Below are 1,003 nucleotides of genomic sequence, written 5' to 3'. Positions count from 1 at the left end.
ACGCGTCAGGGGCCGGGCCACATGTGGCCCGGCCCCTGACGTTCCGGCGTATCGCCGGTACCTCCCCCAAGTTCTGGTTAGTACGTCTCGCTGAGTTGTCCGCGGAGTTTGGTGAGTGCGCGGGTGAGGAGTCGGGAGACGTGCATTTGGGAGACGCCGATCTGGTCGGCGATCTGGGATTGGGTGAGGTTGCCGTAGAAGCGGAGGGTGAGGATTTTCTGTTCGCGTTCGTCGAGGGTGGCGAGGGCGGGGCCGAGGGCGATGCGGAGTTCGGCTTGTTCGAAGTCGGGGTCTTCGCCGCCGAGCATGTCGCCGAGTTCGGTGGCGCGTTCGCCGTCGCCGGTGGGGGTGGACAGGGAGACGGCGTTGTAGGCGCGGGCGCCTTCGAGGCCTTCGAGGATTTCTTCTTCGGTGACTTTGAGGTGGGTGGCGATGTCGGTGACGGTGGGGGAGCGGCCGAGGGTTTGGGTGAGGGTGCTGTTGGCTTCGCTGATGCTGAGGCGGAGTTCTTGGAGGCGGCGGGGGACGCGGATGTCCCAGGTGCGGTCGCGGAAGTGGCGTTTGAGTTCGCCGATGATGGTGGGGATGGCGTAGCCGGCGAAGTCGACGCCTCGGGTGGGGTCGTATTTGTCGATGGCTTTGATGAGGCCGATGGCGGCGGTTTGGGTGAGGTCGTCGGTGGGTTCGCCGCGTCCGCCGTAGCGGTGGGCGAGGTGGTTGGCCAGGGGGAGCCAGGCTTCGATGGCTTTGTCGCGTAGGGCGGCGCGGGAGGGGTGTGTGGTGGGGAGGGCGGTCATGGCGAGGAGGAGGTTGGTGGCGGAGTCGGTGAGCGCGTTCGGGTCGAGCTTGGGTGCCGCCTGGGTGGGTGTGGCGGTGGTGTGCTCGGTGGTGGTTGACGCGGTCATGGTGGTCCTCCCTGCACCTCGTCCGCTGACAAGACAAGTTGCCGTGCGCAAAAGTTCGTGTAGGCCGTTCGGTTGGCTGACCGGTTGTTCGCTTAGGG

The 1,003-nt window shown here is 66.3% G+C and carries 1 protein-coding gene; it reads right to left on the bottom strand.

The window, feature by feature from the left end; all coding sequences use genetic code 11:
* Positions 1 to 77 precede the first annotated feature (77 nt).
* Entirely contained in the window at positions 78 to 905 is an 828-nt protein-coding gene (locus ACZ6QQ_RS36695) for a SigB/SigF/SigG family RNA polymerase sigma factor (RefSeq protein WP_465882640.1), read from the bottom strand.
* Positions 906 to 1,003: the final 98 nt, after the last annotated feature.

The organism is Micromonospora sp. NPDC049529 (genome assembly GCF_055586685.1).
This window is presented reverse-complemented; position numbering and strand designations above follow the sequence as displayed.

What these genes read in the sequence shown, in the direction of transcription:
- ACZ6QQ_RS36695 (WP_465882640.1), bottom strand. Translation starts at nt 905, where the DNA reads ATGACCGCGTCAACCACCACCGAGCACACCACCGCCACACCCACCCAG.